This window comes from Phytomonospora endophytica (assembly GCF_014202425.1).
GTDB classification, from domain to species: domain Bacteria; phylum Actinomycetota; class Actinomycetes; order Mycobacteriales; family Micromonosporaceae; genus Phytomonospora; species Phytomonospora endophytica.
Window position 1 is genome coordinate 382,709 of record NZ_JACHGT010000008.1, and the last position, 15,137, is coordinate 397,845.

At 70.6% G+C, this 15,137-nt stretch carries 16 protein-coding genes; 9 read left to right on the top strand and 7 right to left on the bottom strand.

Going from position 1 to position 15,137, the window contains the following annotated elements:
- Positions 1-60: 60 nt before the first annotated feature.
- Complete coding sequence (locus tag HNR73_RS20575) at positions 61-1,962, top strand: ABC transporter ATP-binding protein (RefSeq protein ID WP_203686297.1); 1,902 nt, start codon at positions 61-63, stop codon at positions 1,960-1,962.
- 109 nt (positions 1,963-2,071) lie between these two features.
- Positions 2,072-2,821 (top strand): GNAT family N-acetyltransferase, encoded by a 750-nt coding sequence (locus HNR73_RS20580; RefSeq protein WP_203686277.1) that lies wholly within the window; start codon positions 2,072-2,074, stop codon positions 2,819-2,821.
- 97 nt (positions 2,822-2,918) lie between these two features.
- On the opposite strand, the gene HNR73_RS20585 is transcribed toward HNR73_RS20580, so the two are convergent.
- Positions 2,919-5,213 (bottom strand): bifunctional salicylyl-CoA 5-hydroxylase/oxidoreductase, encoded by a 2,295-nt coding sequence (locus HNR73_RS20585; protein ID WP_239122147.1) that lies wholly within the window; start codon positions 5,211-5,213, stop codon positions 2,919-2,921.
- 20 nt (positions 5,214-5,233) lie between these two features.
- Here HNR73_RS20585 and HNR73_RS20590 point away from each other — a divergent pair, with 20 nt between their 5' ends.
- On the top strand, positions 5,234-5,965 hold the full coding sequence (locus tag HNR73_RS20590; RefSeq protein WP_184789159.1) for an SDR family NAD(P)-dependent oxidoreductase: 732 nt from the start codon (positions 5,234-5,236) through the stop codon (positions 5,963-5,965).
- On the opposite strand, the gene HNR73_RS20595 is transcribed toward HNR73_RS20590, so the two are convergent.
- Positions 5,962-6,870 carry a pentapeptide repeat-containing protein gene (locus HNR73_RS20595; RefSeq protein WP_184789160.1) on the bottom strand — a complete coding sequence of 303 codons (909 nt, stop codon included), beginning with the start codon at positions 6,868-6,870 and terminating at the stop codon, positions 5,962-5,964. The genes HNR73_RS20590 and HNR73_RS20595 overlap by 4 nt on opposite strands.
- Positions 6,871-6,940: 70 nt before the next feature.
- Here HNR73_RS20595 and HNR73_RS20600 point away from each other — a divergent pair, with 70 nt between their 5' ends.
- Together HNR73_RS20600 and HNR73_RS20605 are read left to right on the top strand one after the other, a co-directional pair.
- The gene (locus tag HNR73_RS20600) at positions 6,941-7,384 is read left to right on the top strand and encodes a hypothetical protein (RefSeq protein ID WP_184789161.1); all 444 of its coding nucleotides are present in this window, start codon (positions 6,941-6,943) and stop codon (positions 7,382-7,384) included.
- 85 nt (positions 7,385-7,469) lie between these two features.
- Entirely contained in the window at positions 7,470-7,652 is a 183-nt protein-coding gene (locus HNR73_RS20605) for a hypothetical protein (protein ID WP_184789162.1), read from the top strand.
- Positions 7,653-7,709: 57 nt separating this feature from the next.
- Here HNR73_RS20605 and HNR73_RS20610 read toward each other — a convergent pair whose 3' ends face one another.
- Positions 7,710-8,348: an HAD family hydrolase gene (locus HNR73_RS20610; protein ID WP_184789163.1), complete on the bottom strand. Its 639-nt coding sequence runs from the start codon at positions 8,346-8,348 to the stop codon at positions 7,710-7,712.
- Between the two features lie 32 nt (positions 8,349-8,380).
- Positions 8,381-8,632, bottom strand: a complete 252-nt coding sequence (locus tag HNR73_RS20615; protein WP_184789222.1) for a glutaredoxin family protein — start codon at positions 8,630-8,632, stop codon at positions 8,381-8,383.
- A 250-nt stretch (positions 8,633-8,882) separates the two neighbouring features.
- On the opposite strand from HNR73_RS20615, the gene HNR73_RS20620 reads away from it, so the two are divergent.
- The 4 genes from HNR73_RS20620 (at position 8,883) to HNR73_RS20635 (ending at position 13,012) form a co-directional block, all read left to right on the top strand.
- Complete coding sequence (locus HNR73_RS20620) at positions 8,883-9,713, top strand: ECF subfamily RNA polymerase sigma factor, BldN family (RefSeq protein WP_308441948.1); 831 nt, start codon at positions 8,883-8,885, stop codon at positions 9,711-9,713.
- A gap of 190 nt (positions 9,714-9,903) precedes the next feature.
- Positions 9,904-11,034: a DUF5667 domain-containing protein gene (locus tag HNR73_RS20625; protein ID WP_184789164.1), complete on the top strand. Its 1,131-nt coding sequence runs from the start codon at positions 9,904-9,906 to the stop codon at positions 11,032-11,034.
- Between the two features lie 44 nt (positions 11,035-11,078).
- On the top strand, positions 11,079-11,906 hold the full coding sequence (locus HNR73_RS20630; protein ID WP_239122148.1) for an HAD family hydrolase: 828 nt from the start codon (positions 11,079-11,081) through the stop codon (positions 11,904-11,906).
- Complete coding sequence (locus HNR73_RS20635) at positions 11,903-13,012, top strand: hypothetical protein (protein WP_184789166.1); 1,110 nt, start codon at positions 11,903-11,905, stop codon at positions 13,010-13,012. Before HNR73_RS20630 ends, HNR73_RS20635 begins: the two co-directional genes overlap by 4 nt.
- A 49-nt stretch (positions 13,013-13,061) precedes the next feature.
- Here HNR73_RS20635 and HNR73_RS20640 read toward each other — a convergent pair whose 3' ends face one another.
- From HNR73_RS20640 to HNR73_RS20650, 3 genes are all read right to left on the bottom strand, one after another.
- Entirely contained in the window at positions 13,062-14,198 is a 1,137-nt protein-coding gene (locus HNR73_RS20640) for a hypothetical protein (protein ID WP_184789167.1), read from the bottom strand.
- Positions 14,195-14,707 (bottom strand): SigE family RNA polymerase sigma factor, encoded by a 513-nt coding sequence (locus HNR73_RS20645; protein WP_184789168.1) that lies wholly within the window; start codon positions 14,705-14,707, stop codon positions 14,195-14,197. Before HNR73_RS20645 ends, HNR73_RS20640 begins: the two co-directional genes overlap by 4 nt.
- Before the next feature lie 76 nt (positions 14,708-14,783).
- Positions 14,784-15,116: an STAS domain-containing protein gene (locus HNR73_RS20650; protein WP_184789169.1), complete on the bottom strand. Its 333-nt coding sequence runs from the start codon at positions 15,114-15,116 to the stop codon at positions 14,784-14,786.
- Between the last annotated feature and the right edge of the window lie 21 nt (positions 15,117-15,137).

Below are 15,137 nucleotides of genomic sequence, written 5' to 3' on the forward strand. Positions count from 1 at the left end.
GGCGGCCCCACCCCGGCTCGCATCAAGGGCGCGCCCCAGCGCGGCGGGCCCGGCGGCCCGATGGCCGGGGCGATGCCGACCGAGAAGGCCATGCACTTCAAGGAGTCCAGTCTCCGGCTGCTGCGCATGATGCGGCCCGAGCGGGCCACGGCGTCGCTGGCGCTGCTCCTCGGCGTGGTCTCGGTGACCCTGTCGGTGGTCGGGCCGAAGATCCTCGGCCACGCCACCAACCTCATCTTCGGCGGCGTGATCGGCAAGTTGTCCCCCGCCGGGCTCACCCGCGACGAGGCCATCGCGACCGCCCGCGCGACCGGCAACGACACCATCGCCGACGTGATGACCACCGTGGACTTCACGCCGGGCCAGGGCATCGACTTCGGTGAGGTCGGCCGGGTCCTGCTGATCGTGCTGGCGCTGTTCGTGCTGTCGTCGGCGGCGATGCTGTGGCAGGGCCGGCTGACCACGACGATCGTGCAGCGCACGGCCTACCGCCTGCGCGAGCAGGCCGAGACCAAGCTCGCGCGGCTTCCCCTCGGCTACTTCGACAAGCAGCCGCGCGGTGAGATCCTGTCGCGCACCACCAACGACATCGACAACATCTCCCAGACGCTCCAGCAGGCCCTGTCGCAGCTGGTGATCTCGCTGCTGACCATCGTCGGCGTGCTGCTGATGATGATCCTGATCTCGCCGCTGCTGGCGCTGATCGCGGTCATCACCGTCCCGGTGTCCCTGTGGGTCACCGTGATCATCGGCAAGCGGGCGCAGCCGCAGTTCCTCAAGCAGTGGGGCACGACCGGGAAACTCAACGGCCACATCGAGGAGATGTTCACCGGGCACGCCCTCGTCAAGGTCTTCGGCCGCCAGAAGGAGGCCTCGGCGACCTTCGCCGAGCACAACGAGGACCTGTTCCAGGCGGCCTTCAAGGCGCAGTTCATCTCCGGCATCATCCAGCCGGCGATGATGTTCATCGGCAACGTCAACTACGTCCTCGTCGCCGTCATCGGCGGCCTGCGGGTCGCGTCGGGCACGATGTCGCTCGGTGACGTGCAGGCGTTCATCCAGTACTCGCGCCAGTTCTCGCAGCCGATCACGCAGGTCGCGTCGATGGCGAACCTCCTCCAGTCGGGCGTTGCCTCGGCCGAGCGGGTCTTCGACCTGCTCGACTCCGAGGAGCAGTCGCCCGAGCCCGCCGAACCGCTCACCCCGGCCGACACCGTCGGCCGTGTCGCCTTCGAGCACGTCTCCTTCCGTTACGAGGAGGACAAACCGCTCATCGACGACCTGTCGCTGTCGGTCGAGCCCGGCCACACCGTCGCCATCGTCGGGCCCACCGGGGCGGGTAAGACCACCCTGGTGAACCTGCTGATGCGCTTCTACGAGGTCCGGGGCGGACGGATCACCCTCGACGGCGTGGACATCGCCGCGATGACCCGCGAGGACCTGCGCGCCCGCACGGGCATGGTCCTGCAGGACACCTGGCTGTTCGGCGGCACCATCGCGCAGAACATCGTCTACGGCGTCGGCGAGGTCAGCGAGGAGCGCATGCTCGAAGCGGCGCGGGCGACCCACGTCGACCACTTCGTGCGGACCCTGCCCGACGGCTACGACACGATCATCGACGAGGAGGGCTCGAACCTCAGCGCCGGTGAGAAGCAGCTGATCACCATCGCGCGGGCCTTCCTCACCGAGCCGACGATCCTCGTCCTCGACGAGGCCACGTCCTCCGTGGACACCCGCACCGAGGTGCTCATCCAGCGGGCCATGACCGAACTGCGCTCCGGCCGGACCAGCTTCGTCATCGCCCACCGGCTCTCCACGATCCGCGACGCCGACCTGATCCTGGTCATGGAGAACGGATCCATCGTCGAACAGGGCGACCACGAAGGCCTCCTCGAAGCCGGCGGCGCCTACGCCCGCCTGTACGCGGCACAGTTCGCCGAGGCGGTCGTCGGCGTCGACTAGCCGTCTCTTGCGGGGTGTCCGGCTTCCGGGCACCCCGCTCACATTGGCCCAGTCGAAAGGCGCCGAAATGGCCCATCCGATCGGGCCGCTTCCGATCTAGGCTGGGACCGTGACCGAGATCGTTCTCCCCGCCGACGCCCAGCGCCGCCAGGCCCGCAACTCCGCCGCCTACTGGGCGGCCACGGCCCGCTCCCGTGGCCACGAGACCATCACCCGCCGGGCCTTCGTCGCCGCCGTCGGCGACGAGCGCGCCGGAACCCGCTTCCTGCTCCAGGAACCCGATCTCAGCGCCGACGAGCTCGCCGAACTGACCGAACTGGCCGCCAAGGCGCGCGCCCGCGGCCCGGTCGACGCCGAAGATCCCTACAGCGCCACCGATCTCAGCGCCCTGAACCTCGTCAGCTTCCAGATGCCGGTGATGCTCCGGCAGGCGGGCGCGGTCGCCGACCCGGTCATGGAGGTGCGGAAGGCCGAGACCGACGCCGACCTGGAAGGCGCCGAACGGGCGATCATCGACGGCTTCGAACTGGTCCGTTTCGAGCCCGTCCGTGCCGGTGAGATGCTCCCTCGCGCGCTCCTGGCCGAGCCGGGCGTCGCGGTGCACGTCGCCGTGCTCGACGGCGAGATCGCCGGTGCGTGCGTGTCGGTGATCGACGACGGGCTGGGCAGCCACTACTGGGTCGGGACGCCCGAGGCCTTCCGCTCGCGCGGTGTCGGCCGCGCGGTCATGCTCGGTTCGCTCGCCGCCATGACGGAGATCCCGGCGACGCTCACGGCGTCGAAGCTGGGGCGGCCGCTTTACGAGTCGCTCGGGTACGAGGTGACGGGGATGTCGACGTGGTGGCGGACACCTTCCTAGAGGCGCGCCGGGGGTCCCGGCGCCGGCCCTGCGCGGTGCCCCGAGATGCGGCACCGAGAAGCGCCCGGCGGCCATCCCGCGCCGGTCCTGTGTTCGCTCAGCCTCGGCCGGCCGGCGGCTTGCGTTTCCCGGCCGCGAAGGGCTTCGGCCACGCCATCGGATAGTCCTGTTCGACGGCGGCGTGCAGCGTCCACTGTGGATCGTAGAGGTGCGTGCGGCCGAGGGCGCAGAGGTCGGCGCGTCCGGCGAGGATGATCGAGTTGACGTCGTCGTAGGACGAGATCGCGCCGACGGCGATGACGGTGACCGCGGGGAAGTCCGCGGCCAGATCGTGGCGGATCCGGTCGGCATAGGGGGTCTGGAAGGACCGGCCGTAGGCGGGCCGCTCGTCGCTGACGACCTGGCCGGTGGAGATGTCGACGGCGTCGACGCCCGCCTCGGCGAAGGCGCGCGCGACGGCGAGGGACTCCTCGTGGGTGAGACCGTCGGGATGCCAGTCGGTCGCGCTCAGGCGGACCGACAGCGGCCCGGGCCACTCCTCCCGCACGGCCGCGAGGACTTCCAGTGGGAAGCGCAGCCGACCGGCGAGCGATCCTCCATAGTGGTCGGTGCGCTTGTTGGTCAGCGGCGAGATGAAGCTCGACAGCAGGTATCCATGCGCGCAGTGGAGTTCCAGGAGGTCGAAACCGGCCTCCCGCGCGCGGCGGGCGGAGGCGGCGAAGTCGTCGCGGATCGCGTCGAGCTCGTCGCGGGTGAGTTCGCGCGGGGTCTGGCTGCCCTCCTTGTAGGGCAGGGCCGAGGGCGCGCCGATGGGCCAGTTGCCCTCGGGCAGCGGGTCGTCGATCCCGTCCCACATCAGCCTGGTCGAGCCCTTGCGGCCCGAATGCCCGAGCTGGACGCCGATCTTCGCCTCGGTGTTCTCGTGCACGAAACGCGCGATCCGTTGCCAGGCCTCGGTCTGGGCGTCGTCGTACAGTCCGGCGCAGCCCGGCGTGATGCGCCCCTCGGGCGAGACGCAGACCATCTCGGTCATGACGAGCCCGGCGCCGCCGAGCGCCTTGGAACCCAGATGCACGAGGTGGAAGTCGCCGGGCAGGCCGTCCTCGGAGGAGTACATGTCCATCGCGGAGACGACGACGCGGTTGCGCAGTTCGAGGCCGCCGAGGAGATAGGGCTGGAACATGGGCGGACGGGCCGTCGCCGGTCCGGGCGTGACACCGCGCGCGACCTCGTGCGCGGCGAACCAGTCGTCCACATCGGACACATAGCCGGGGTCACGCAGGCGCAGGTTGTCGTAGGTGATCCGGCGCGAACGGGTGAGCAGGTTGAACGCGAACTGCGGCGGCTCCTGGTCGAGGTAGCAGCCGAGGTCCTCGAACCATTCGAGACTGGCCTGCGCGGCCCGCTGCGTGGAGAGCACGACGGGACGCCGTTCGGTCTCGTAATCGGCGAGCGCGGTCGCGACATCCCCTGCGGTGCCGAGCTTCTCGACGAGCGCGGCGGCGTCCTGCATGGCGAGTTTCGTGCCGGAGCCGATGGAGAAGTGGGCGGTGTGGGCGGCGTCGCCGATGAGCACGAGGTTGTCGTGCGACCACCGGGCGCAGCGGACGGTGGTGAAGCCGATCCACCTGGAGTTGTTGCCGTGCAGGCGATGCCCGGCGAGTCGGTCGGGGAAGAGGGCGGCGCAGCGTTCGATGGCGTCGTCGTCGGTGAGGCCGAGCGCCGACCAGACCTCTTCGCGCATCTCGACGATGACGGTGGAGCCACCGGCGTCGTAGGGGTAACCGTGGAGTTGGACGACGCCGTGTTCGGTGGGGCGGACGTCGAAGGTGAAGGAGTCGAAGGCGCGGTCGCTGCCGAGCCAGATGTACTTGCAGCGCCTGGTGTCGAGGCTGGGTTCGAAGACCTCGGCGAAGGCGGCGCGGCTGGCGGAGTGGACGCCGTCGGAGGCGATGACGAGGTCGTGTCCGGCCATCAGCTCGGCGGTCGGCGGGGCCTCGGTCTCGAAGTTGAGGTGCACGCCGAGTTCGCCGCATCGCTTGTGCAGCAGGGAGAGCAGCGACACCCGGCTCACCGCGGCGAAGCGGTGGCCGCCGGACGTGGTCAGCGACGGCGGTCCGTCGACGGACCGTCGATAGTGGACTTCGATGTCGTCCCAGCGGACGAAGCGCTCGGCCAGTTCGGCGAAGATCTCGGCGTCGCCGAGTTCGATGGATTCGAGGGTCTCGTCGGAGAAGACGACGCCGAAGCCGAAGGTGTCGTCGGGGGCGTTGCGCTCCCAGACGGTGATGTCCCAGGACGGGTGGCGTCGTGCCGCCAGGGCGGCGAAGTAGAGGCCGCCGGGTCCGCCGCCGACGACGGCGATGCGCATGATGCCGCTCAGGTTGCCCACGGTTCCAGTATCGTGCATGAATGACGGTCGTCAACAGTAAGCGTTTCGATGGGCGGGCCGTGCTCGTCACCGGCGGTGCCGGCGGCCTCGGCCGCGCCGTGCGCGCCGGTTTCGAAGCCGAGGGCGCGACCGTCGCGACGGTCGACCCCGACGGCGGCGACTACCCCGTCGACGTCACCGACGCGAAGGCCCTGGACCTCGTCTGCGCCGAAGTCGCCGACCGGTACGGGCGCATCGATGTTCTTGTCTGTCTGGCCGGGGGCTCCCTCGGCACACCGCGTTCACTCGACGAGCTCGAACCGTCCGATGTGGACCTCGTGCTGGACGTCAACGTCAAGGGGACGCTGTACGCCTGCCGCGCGGCCCTGCCGTACCTGCGCGAGTCGCGGGGAACCATCGTCGCCTGCGGTTCGATCGGCGGGCGGCAGCCGTCGCCGGTCACCGGGATCGCCTACGCCACCGCGAAAGCCGCCGTCGGCGGCCTCGTCCGCAAACTCGCGCGCGAGGTGGGACCCGACGGCGTGCGCGTGAACGCCGTCGCCCCGGGACTGTTCCTGACCGAGCGGGTCGGCGCGATGTTCGAGGCCCTGCCGGACGAGGAGAAGGCGGCGGTGCGGGCGGAGATCGCGCTCGGGCGCATGCCGGAGCTGCGGGAGCTCGTCGAGCCGGTGCTGTTCCTCGCGGGGGAGGCGAGCAGCTACGTGACGGGCGTGACGCTGGACGTGAACGGCGGGCGGTTCATGCCGCTCTAGGGGCGGATCGGCAGATCGACGGCCTTGCCCGGGTCGGCGACGGAGACGCCGGTGAAATCGGCGTCACCGGGGAGGACGCAGCCGCCGAAGTCGGCCGTCTCGGCGAAGCTCGCGCCGGTGAAGAACGTGGGGCCGCGGAACGTCGCCGACCGGAACCAGGCGCCTTCGGTGAACCGGGTGGCGCTGAAGTCCGCGCGCTGGTGGAAGGTCGCGCCGACGAAGTCCACCGAGGCGACGACCGCTCTCCGGAGCCGGAAGTCCACGAGCGCGGCACCGCTGAGGTCCAGGCTCATCCCCGGCCAGTAGCCGTCGTGGGGTTCGCCGTTCGAGCGCCGGGGATGCGTGTGGCGGATCAGGACGCGCTGAGCCGTCCGCCGCACGAGCCGTTCTTCGTGAGCGTAGGCCCCCGCGTCGTCGGGATCGAAGGGCATCCGCAGGTACGCGCAGATCACCTCCACGATCATCTGCCGCTGCGGCGGGTTGTCCTGCGCCAGCCGTTCGAGGGCGTACAGGCCGCCCATGCGCACCGGCGCCTTGTCCGACCCGAGCTGCTCGACGGCCTTCACGTACAACTCGGTGACCCGCTTCTCGGCGGCGTCGTAGCTGGTGTCGTGCGCGACGTGCTCCAGCAGCCATTGCCGCCGCCACGCCAGCAGCAGCGCGACCGCCGCGCCCGTGCCCGCCCCGACGCTCAACGCCGTCCGCAGGACCTCGACCCGCAGCGTCGCCGCCGCGTCCGGGCTGGCGACGCCCTCCGAGGCCGCGCCGAGCAGGAAGTACGCGCCCGTCGCCGCCGCCACGACGGCCAGGAGCCCGAGGGCCGCCGCCCACCAGCGCAGTGGCCGGACGGTGCGGCGGCCGTCGGGCCCGGTGCCGCCTAAGGCCTTTCGCTCGTCGTTCGCCATGGACCGATTCTCGCCGACACCGGTGTCGGCCCGATGCCACCGCGCGGCGGCCGTCTGGTCGAATCAGGGCATGGCCGAGCCTTCGCCCGCCCGCGACACGCCCGACGAGGACACGAGGCTGCACGCCCCCGCCGAGACCGAGGGCCGCGAGCCATCACGCGCGCTCCTCGCCTCACTCCCCATGCGCGGCCTGACCGTCCGCGTCGGCACCCAGACCAACTGCGCGGGCATCGCCCGGGCCGATGCCGACCTCGAAGCAGGCGCGCACCCGCGCGTCGAGGTCGTCGACGCCGTGCCGCCGGATCCGGACGCCGACGTCCGCGAGGTCGCCGCCATGTGCGTGGCGAACATCGGGATCGGCGCGCGGGCGGCGTTCCGCGAGAGCTTCGGCGCGGAGCCGCCGGTCCGGCTCGTGATCCGCCGCGTCCTCCCGCACCTCGTCGACGCCAACGAGAACGTCAACCGCCGAGCGGGCCGCGCGATCGTCGGCGAGGTGCTGCGGAGGTTGTCGTGAAACCGGCCGGCGATCGGTGTGAACCCGCGCGGGGTGAACTCGCGTCTACCAGGGTTCAGGCGACACAACGAGAAGAGGAGTCGACATGTCGAAGCTCAACCGTCTCGCCGACCGGCTGGTGAACCGTCTCGCCCCGAGGGCCACGGCCTCGGCAGGGTGTGGATCCGACACCACCAAGTGCGCGGAGGACCTGCACGGCCGGTGCACGACCAAGCGGGCCCTCTACCGCCGGAAGTGCGGCGAGTGGACCTGGTACGGCTGCTGCTGATCCGGTACACCGACGGGCCGTCGCGGCGAATCCGCGCGTCGGCCCACCCGCCCGGACTCAGACCGCCCTCGCCAGCTCCACGGCCTCCAGCAGCGTCTCGGCGACGGGCACGCCGACCGCCCGCAGCTTCGCCTCGGCGGTGAAGCCGCCCGTGTACAGCACGGCCGCCGCGCCGACGGCGAGCGCGGCCTCGGCGTCGTCGACCGAGTCGCCGATGAGCACGACGGTCTCCGCCTCCACGCCGATGGCGGCGAGGTGCGCCTCCAGGTGCGGGCGCTTCGATCCGCCGCCGGCGCCGCGCAATCCGTCGACGCGATTAAGCAGACCGGTTAGTCCGAACTGGTCGACCAGTGGCACGAGGTTGTCGTGGTGCCACATCGACAACAGTGACTGCGTCCCTTTCCACGCCGCTATCGCGTCGCGGGCGTCGGAGGCCGGCTGACAGGCGAGCCGGTACTTCTCGTAGGAGCCGTGGAACAACTTGTCCATCAGCACGAACTCCTCGGCGGTGACCGGGCGGCCCAATTCCAGGGAGTAGTAGTCGGCGATCGGCCGGATGAAGCGCTCCCGATGCTGCTCGGCGGTCACGGCGAGCCCGCCGGCGCCGGTGAGCACGTCGTTGGTGGCCGAGACCACCGCTTCGAGGTCGTCGAACAGGGTGCCGTTCCAGTCCCATACCAGGTGCCGCGTCGTCATCCGCCCGAGATTACCCGGCGGAACCGACAAGATCACCGGCCCAGATCGGCGACGAGTCTGTCCTCCTCGACATGCCAGTACCCGTGCTCCCGTCCGTCGAGGAGGACCACCGGGAGCCGGTCGCCGTACTCGCGGAGCAGGCCCTGATCGGTCGCCACGTCCACTTCGGACCACGCCACTCCGGTGCGTTCGGCGACCCGGTCGAGGGCCTCGCGCGCGTCGGTGCACAAGTGACATCCAGCGGTCGTCAAGAGCACCACGCGAGCCCCGGAAAATGCTGAGATCACTTCGGATATTCCTCCCCGTCAAGGGTTTTGGAGACCAGGTCGAAAGCGGTACCGTCACTCAACCGGGTGAGGACCCAAACATTAATCGCACAAACTGTCCGTTCCGATCATGGCTACTCTCGGGACACAATCTCTGCGTTGTGTAGTCAAGTCCACACAGTTTCGTGGGTCAGGCCCTATCATGATCCGGGTCGGCACCCCCGTGACCTTGGGTCCCGACAAACCCCTCACCCGAGGAGGCAGGTAAGTGCCCGGTTCCGCGCATGTTGTCACCGACGAGCTGCACATGGCCCGGCTCGCCCTTTCCAGTGGGCTGGCCGCCATGCGCCACATGCTGGCGGTGACGATCCACGCCGACCCGGCCACGGCCACCGGCGCGGACGCCGCGCCATCGGCCGCCCGAGGCCGGGTCCGCCCGGTCCGCGCCCGTGTCGCCGAGAAGTCCGAGACCGACGCCGAGGCCGAGTCAGGCGGCACCGAACCCGAACCCGAGGGCGAGGGCGGCGAACCGGCCCGCGGCACCGAGATCTGGGATCTCGTCCGCCGCGCCCAGGCCGGCGACACCGAGGCCTTCGGCCAGATCTACGACCGCTACATCGACACGGTCTTCCGCTACATCTACTTCCGCGTATCCCGCCGCGATCTCGCCGAGGACCTCACCAGTGAGACCTTCCTGCGGGCGCTCAAGCGGATCAACAGCTTCACCTGGCAGGGCCGCGACTTCGGCGCCTGGCTGGTGACCATCGCGCGCAACCTCATGGCCGACCACTTCAAGTCCGGTCGCTACCGCCTCGAAGTCGCCACCGCCGACGTCCTCGACGCCGACAAGGAGGAGTCCGGTCCGGAGGGGAACCCCGAGACGGCCGTCGTCGACAAGATCACCAACGCGACCCTCCTCGAAGCGGTCAAGGAGCTCAACGCCGACCAGCAGGAGTGCATCGTCCTGCGCTTCCTGCAGGGCTTCTCGGTCGCCGAGACCGCCCGCGCGATGAACAAGAACGAGGGCGCCATCAAGGCCCTCCAGTACCGGGCGGTCCGCACGCTCGGCCGACTGCTTCCCGAGGGATTCGGACGATGACCTCCGCACGAGGCACGGCCTCCGTCGCGCTGCCCTGCGCACGAGGCTTCGAAAACCATGAATATTCGTCAGATGTCCGACAGTTCCCCCTGGAATCCCAGGTGAGTGAGCACACCCTTAGCGCGATGGCCGTAACCGGAAGCGGCCTGTCCGCGTTGAATCGGATACAAGCGGCGAGAGGGGGTGTGCAATGACGCCAGGACCGTTTGGACGAGCCCGAGCCGAACGTTTCGCGCAACTCCTGGAAGAGGCGCAGGGCGCGCCTCGGAAGCACATCAAGACCACCCACGACGAGCACCTCGCACCACTAGTCGAGGTCGGACACACCATGGCCGAACGTCTCTCGGCCGGGACCGCGGAGGTCGTCGCCGACGACGCCTTCCGCACCAAGCTCCGCGGCCGCCTCATGGCGGTCGCGAGCGTCCAGGGCATCGGCGACACCGTCACCGGCCCCGACTACATCCCACGGGCCAAGCCCGAACCGCCACGCCCGGCACGCGGCGGTCGACGCCTCGCCGTCGGCGTGACGGTCGTCTTCGGCATCCTCGCGCTCTCCGGCGTGTCGGCCGCCAGCGGCTCGGCCATGCCGGGCGACGCGCTCTACGACGTCAAACGCTCCACCGAACGCGCCCAGCTCGCGCTCGCCGGTTCCGACGTCAACCGCGGTCAGCTCTACCTGGAGTTCGCCCGCAACCGTCTCGACGAAGCCGTGTCCGTGGCGACCGACCCATCCGCGGTCGACACGACACTCGACGACATGGACGACGAGACCCGTCTCGGTGTCTCCCTGCTCACCGGCGCGGCCGTGGACCGCACCGACGAGGGCGTCCTCGACGCCGTCGACACCTTCGTCGAGACCCACCGCGTGGACCTCGTCGACTTCGTGTCCTCCACCGAAGCGGAGTCGCGCTCGCGCGCGCTCGACTCCCTCGCACTCCTCGACGACGTCGAGAACCGCTCCGAGAAGCTCCGCTTCTCCCTGCTCTGCACCGCCTCCGGCGACGCCGAGATCGACGCCCTGGGGCCGGTCCCCCTGTCCTGCTCGGCCCTCCCGGACCCGAGCGGCCACGAACCGGCCCCCCTCGACGAATCCGACCCGCAGGCCAGCCGGGACTCCCGTCCCGACGAACCCGGCGACGACCCCACCGGCGGCGACGAACCCGACAAGGACAAGCCCGGCGACCCGACCACCGAACCCACCAAGGCGCCCACCGCCAGCCCGTCGGCGAGCCCCGGAACCGACGACGAGGACGAGGACGCCGGCAACGGCGGGCTCCTCGGCCAGCTCGGCGGGATCCTGTCGGGACTCCTCGGCGGTTGAACGCGGTTTTCCGTCTCGTCACCGGCAGGCACTACCCTCGAATGGTGAGCGACGTAGAGGTGCAGACCCCGCCCCAGGTCACCGACACGACCGGGGCGGCGTTCTTCGACGTCGACAACACCCTGATGCAAGGCGCGTCCATCTACTGGTTCGCCCGCGGCCTGGCCGCCCGGCGCTTCTTCCGCAGCTCCGACCTGCTGCGTTTCGGCTGGCAGCAGGCCCGCTTCCGGCTACAGGGCAAGGAGAACCACGGCCACATCGCCGACATCAAGGAGTCCGCGCTCGCCTTCGTGGCCGGCCGGCCCGTCGCCGACGTCGTCGGCCTGTGCGAGGAGATCTTCGACGAGCTCATCGCCGAACGCATCTGGGCGGGCACCCGCGCCCTCGCCGAACGCCACCTCGCCGACGGCCAGCGCGTGTGGCTCGTCACCGCGACCCCGGTCGAACTCGCCGAGATCATCGCCCGCCGCCTCGGCCTGACCGGCGCCCTCGGCACCGTCGCCGAGATCAAGGACGGCGTCTACACCGGCCACCTCATCGGCGACATCATGCACGGCTCGGCCAAGGCCGACGCGATCCGCGCGCTCGCCGCCGTCGAGGGCCTCGACCTGACCCGCTGCGCCGCCTACAGCGACTCCTCCAACGACCTGCCGATGCTCTCGGCGGTCGGGCACGCCGTCGCGGTCAACCCCGACACCGTGCTGCGCCGGACGGCACGCCAGCGCGGCTGGGCGATCAAGGACTTCCGTTCCGGCCGTAAGGCCGCGATGCTCGCCCTGCCGACGGCCGTGGCCGCCGGTGCCGTGGCGGGCGCCGTCGCCGGTGGCTTCGCGCTCCGGCGCCGCAGTAAGCGCAACCGACTCGGACGATGAGCTCGCGCACCTTCATCCGGCCCTCGCTCGCGCTGATCCTGGCCCTGGCGGCGACCGTGGCGTGGGTGACGCTGCCCGTTCCCGAACGGATCCCGCAGACCCCCGCGGGCACGCCCGCGCACCGTTCCGTCGCCGAGGAATGGCCGGGCACGATCCCCTCCGCGTTCCTCGGCTCCTTCTTCGACGGGACGCCGTTCACGCCGCTGCTGTTCCTCGACGAGCTGACGGTCGTGGCCACCGCCTACACACCCGACGGCGAACGCGTCCGCCTCCTCGTCTACACGCCCGGTGAGGAGGCGCGCGAGCTGGCCACGCTCGACGCCGACGACGCGCCCGGATTCACCGCCGTCGCCACCGACGGCGAACGTCTCGTGTGGACCCAGACGGTCCCCGACGGGCAGGGCGTGGCCGGTACGAGCCTCTGGACGGCACCGGTGGGCCTGGCGGCGGCGAAGGCCGTGCGCCTGACCGCCGACACCGGCGACGCGCTGTTCACCGGCTCGTCCTACGACCTCCAGATCGCCGGAGGGGCCGTGCACTGGGCGGCGACGACACGCCGGGCCGGACAGGCCACCGAACTGCGTTCCTACCCCCTGGCGGGCGGTGAGGTGCGGACCGTGACCCTGGAGCGCGAGTTCGCGTGGAGCGCCTGGCCGCACGCGATCAGCAACGGGGGAGCGTCCGGCGAGGGCGTCCTGCTGGTCGACATGGCCGCCGAGACGACGACCACGATCCCGGTGAACACCGGTGAGCTGGCGACGTGCACGCCCGTGTGGTGCAGGGTGCTGACGCTGGGGATGAGCGGGCCGAGCGGGACCGACCTGATGCGCGTCGACGGTTCGGAACGACGGCGGATCGCCGACGAGCGCACGAGCGCGGCCGTGCCGGACCCGATGCTGCTGGATCGTTTCGAGGTGCTGCTGGACGTGTCGGCGGCCGACGCCGACGGGCAGCCGCTGCTGATCTTCGACGCGACACGGGGAGCGACGTTCGCGGTCGCCACCGACGCGCGGATCGTGCGGGCGCGCGGTGGGACGGTGTGGTGGTCGACGGGGGACGAGGAGACGCTGAAGTGGCACGCGCTGGATCTGGCGCGGCTGGATTAGGCGTGGGGAAGGCGCGCCCCCGGTGAGGGAGCGCGCCTTGCCCGGGCGGTCAGGCTCCTGCGGACCCGACCAACCTGCTCCCGTCCGGCAGCTTCTTCGCGCCGAGCACGGCACCGGTCGTCGAGCACTCCTGGAGCGTTGCGCCGCTCAGGACGAACAGTTCCCCGCCCGGGGTCCAGTCGACCTGGAGGTCCATGCCCTGACCGCAGGCCGGAGTGGGCTCGCCACCGTTCAGGTAGGCCTCCAGGTCGAGGATCTGGCCGATGACCCCGCCGTCGGCCTCGCCTCGCAGGTAGAGGGTCTTCCCGTCGGGGGAGACGTCCAGGGGGCCGCCGATGAACGACTGGCAGCGTTTGCCGAGCTCGTTTCCGGTGCTCGTGTCGAGGTACACCAGGCAGGGATCGTCGTTCTCGCGGACCGAGACGAGGGCCCGCTCGTCGGGCAGCGCGACCGTTTCGAGCACCCCCTCGGCCCAGTCCGGCTCGAAGTCGCCGCTCCGCGGGTCCCACACGTCCCAGCGCTGCGGCAGCGTCACGTCGTTGGGCGACTGGCCGATGGCGAGCAGATCGCCGCTCCAGGCGAGGACGTCGACGCCCGGCTCGACCGGGGTCGTGACCTCGTTCTCGGCCCCGGACGGGCCGATCTCGGCGACGTGGAGAACGTCGTCGGGCATGAGCCAGGCGATGAGGGAGCCGTCGGCCGAGACGGCGTTCAGCACCGCGTCCGCGTCCGGTCCGGTCAGCATCGTCAGTTCGCCGTCGCGATCGATGAGTCCGGCGCCGCCGCCGTCCGGTTCGCCGTCGCCGTCGCCGTCGATGTGGCTGTTGCCGTTGGCGCCGAGGACCCAGCCGTTCGGCACGGCGATGACGGTCCTGACGCCGGTGAAGAACGCGGGGATCTCCAACTCCCGGCCGCCGGCCGTGTGGAGGACGTCGTGGCCGTTCGGGCCTCCCGGCGTGATGTACTCCACCGTGTCCAGCCCGGAGGCTCCGTCGATTCCGTCGGAGCCGCCCCCGATGTTCTGCAGCGCCAGCGGGATCGCCACGGCGATCGCCGCCACGGCCGCCAGCGGCGCCGCGGTCATCTTGACCGCGCGGCGGCGCTTGGCCGTCTGCAGCGCCTTGTCGGAGCTGGCGTAGGACGGCGCCTGGCCGGCCAGGCCGCCGAGTTCGTCACGCAGGTTCATCGGGCGACCTCCAGTTCGATGTCGTCGAGGGTGGGGATGAGGGCGCGCATCCGGCGCAGCCCGTCGTAGATGTTGCGTTTGACCGTCCCGTTCGTCACGCCCATGGCGTGCGCGATCTCGTTCTCGGAGAGGTCTTCGTAGAAGCGCAGCACGATCGCGGCACGCTGCTTGGGCGCCAGCGCGGCGAGGGCGGTGACCAGCACGAGCCGGTCGGTCGTGGCGCGCGAGGCGTCGGGCCGTCCCGACCCGACGACCTGCGACACGTCGGCGAAGGGGCGTTCCCGCCCGAACTTGCGCCACCACGACGTGTGCTGGTTGACCATGATGCGCCTGGCGTACCCCTCGGGGTTGCCGCCGTGGACCTTCCGCCAGTTGGCGGCGGTCTTGGCCAGCGCGTCTTGCACGAGCTCCTCGGCGGTGGCGTGACTTCCGCAGAGAAGGTAGGCCGTACGCGACAACGCCGCGCCACGAGCGACCACGAACTCGCGGAAGCCTTCGTATCGGTCCATCCGATGATCCTCCCGTCCTTCACCTGTCAAACGCAGGTGCGGGGAAGGACGTTGGGTACCGCGCGAAGCTTTTTCGCTAGGCCTGGTCGCCGTCTTGGATCACGAAGGCCTGCCGCAGGCCGGTCACGTTGAGCAGGCGTGACAGGAAGTCGCCGAGGTTGGCCAGCACGAGGCGGCAGCGGGCACGGGTCGCCGCCCGGTTGAGCACGACGAGCGTGCCGAGCCCCTGCGAGTCGCAGAAGGTCACCTCGCCCATGTCGAGGATCAACCGGTCGGGAGGGTCGACGAGGGCGTTCTCGACGGCATCCGTGAGCCGCGAGACCGTCCCGATGTCGATCTCGCCGCGCAACGCCACGATCGTGTCACCCGAATCCTGGCGCACGGAGATGTCTAGCTCCGGGCGTACCACGTTGGCAAGCCTAACGGACGA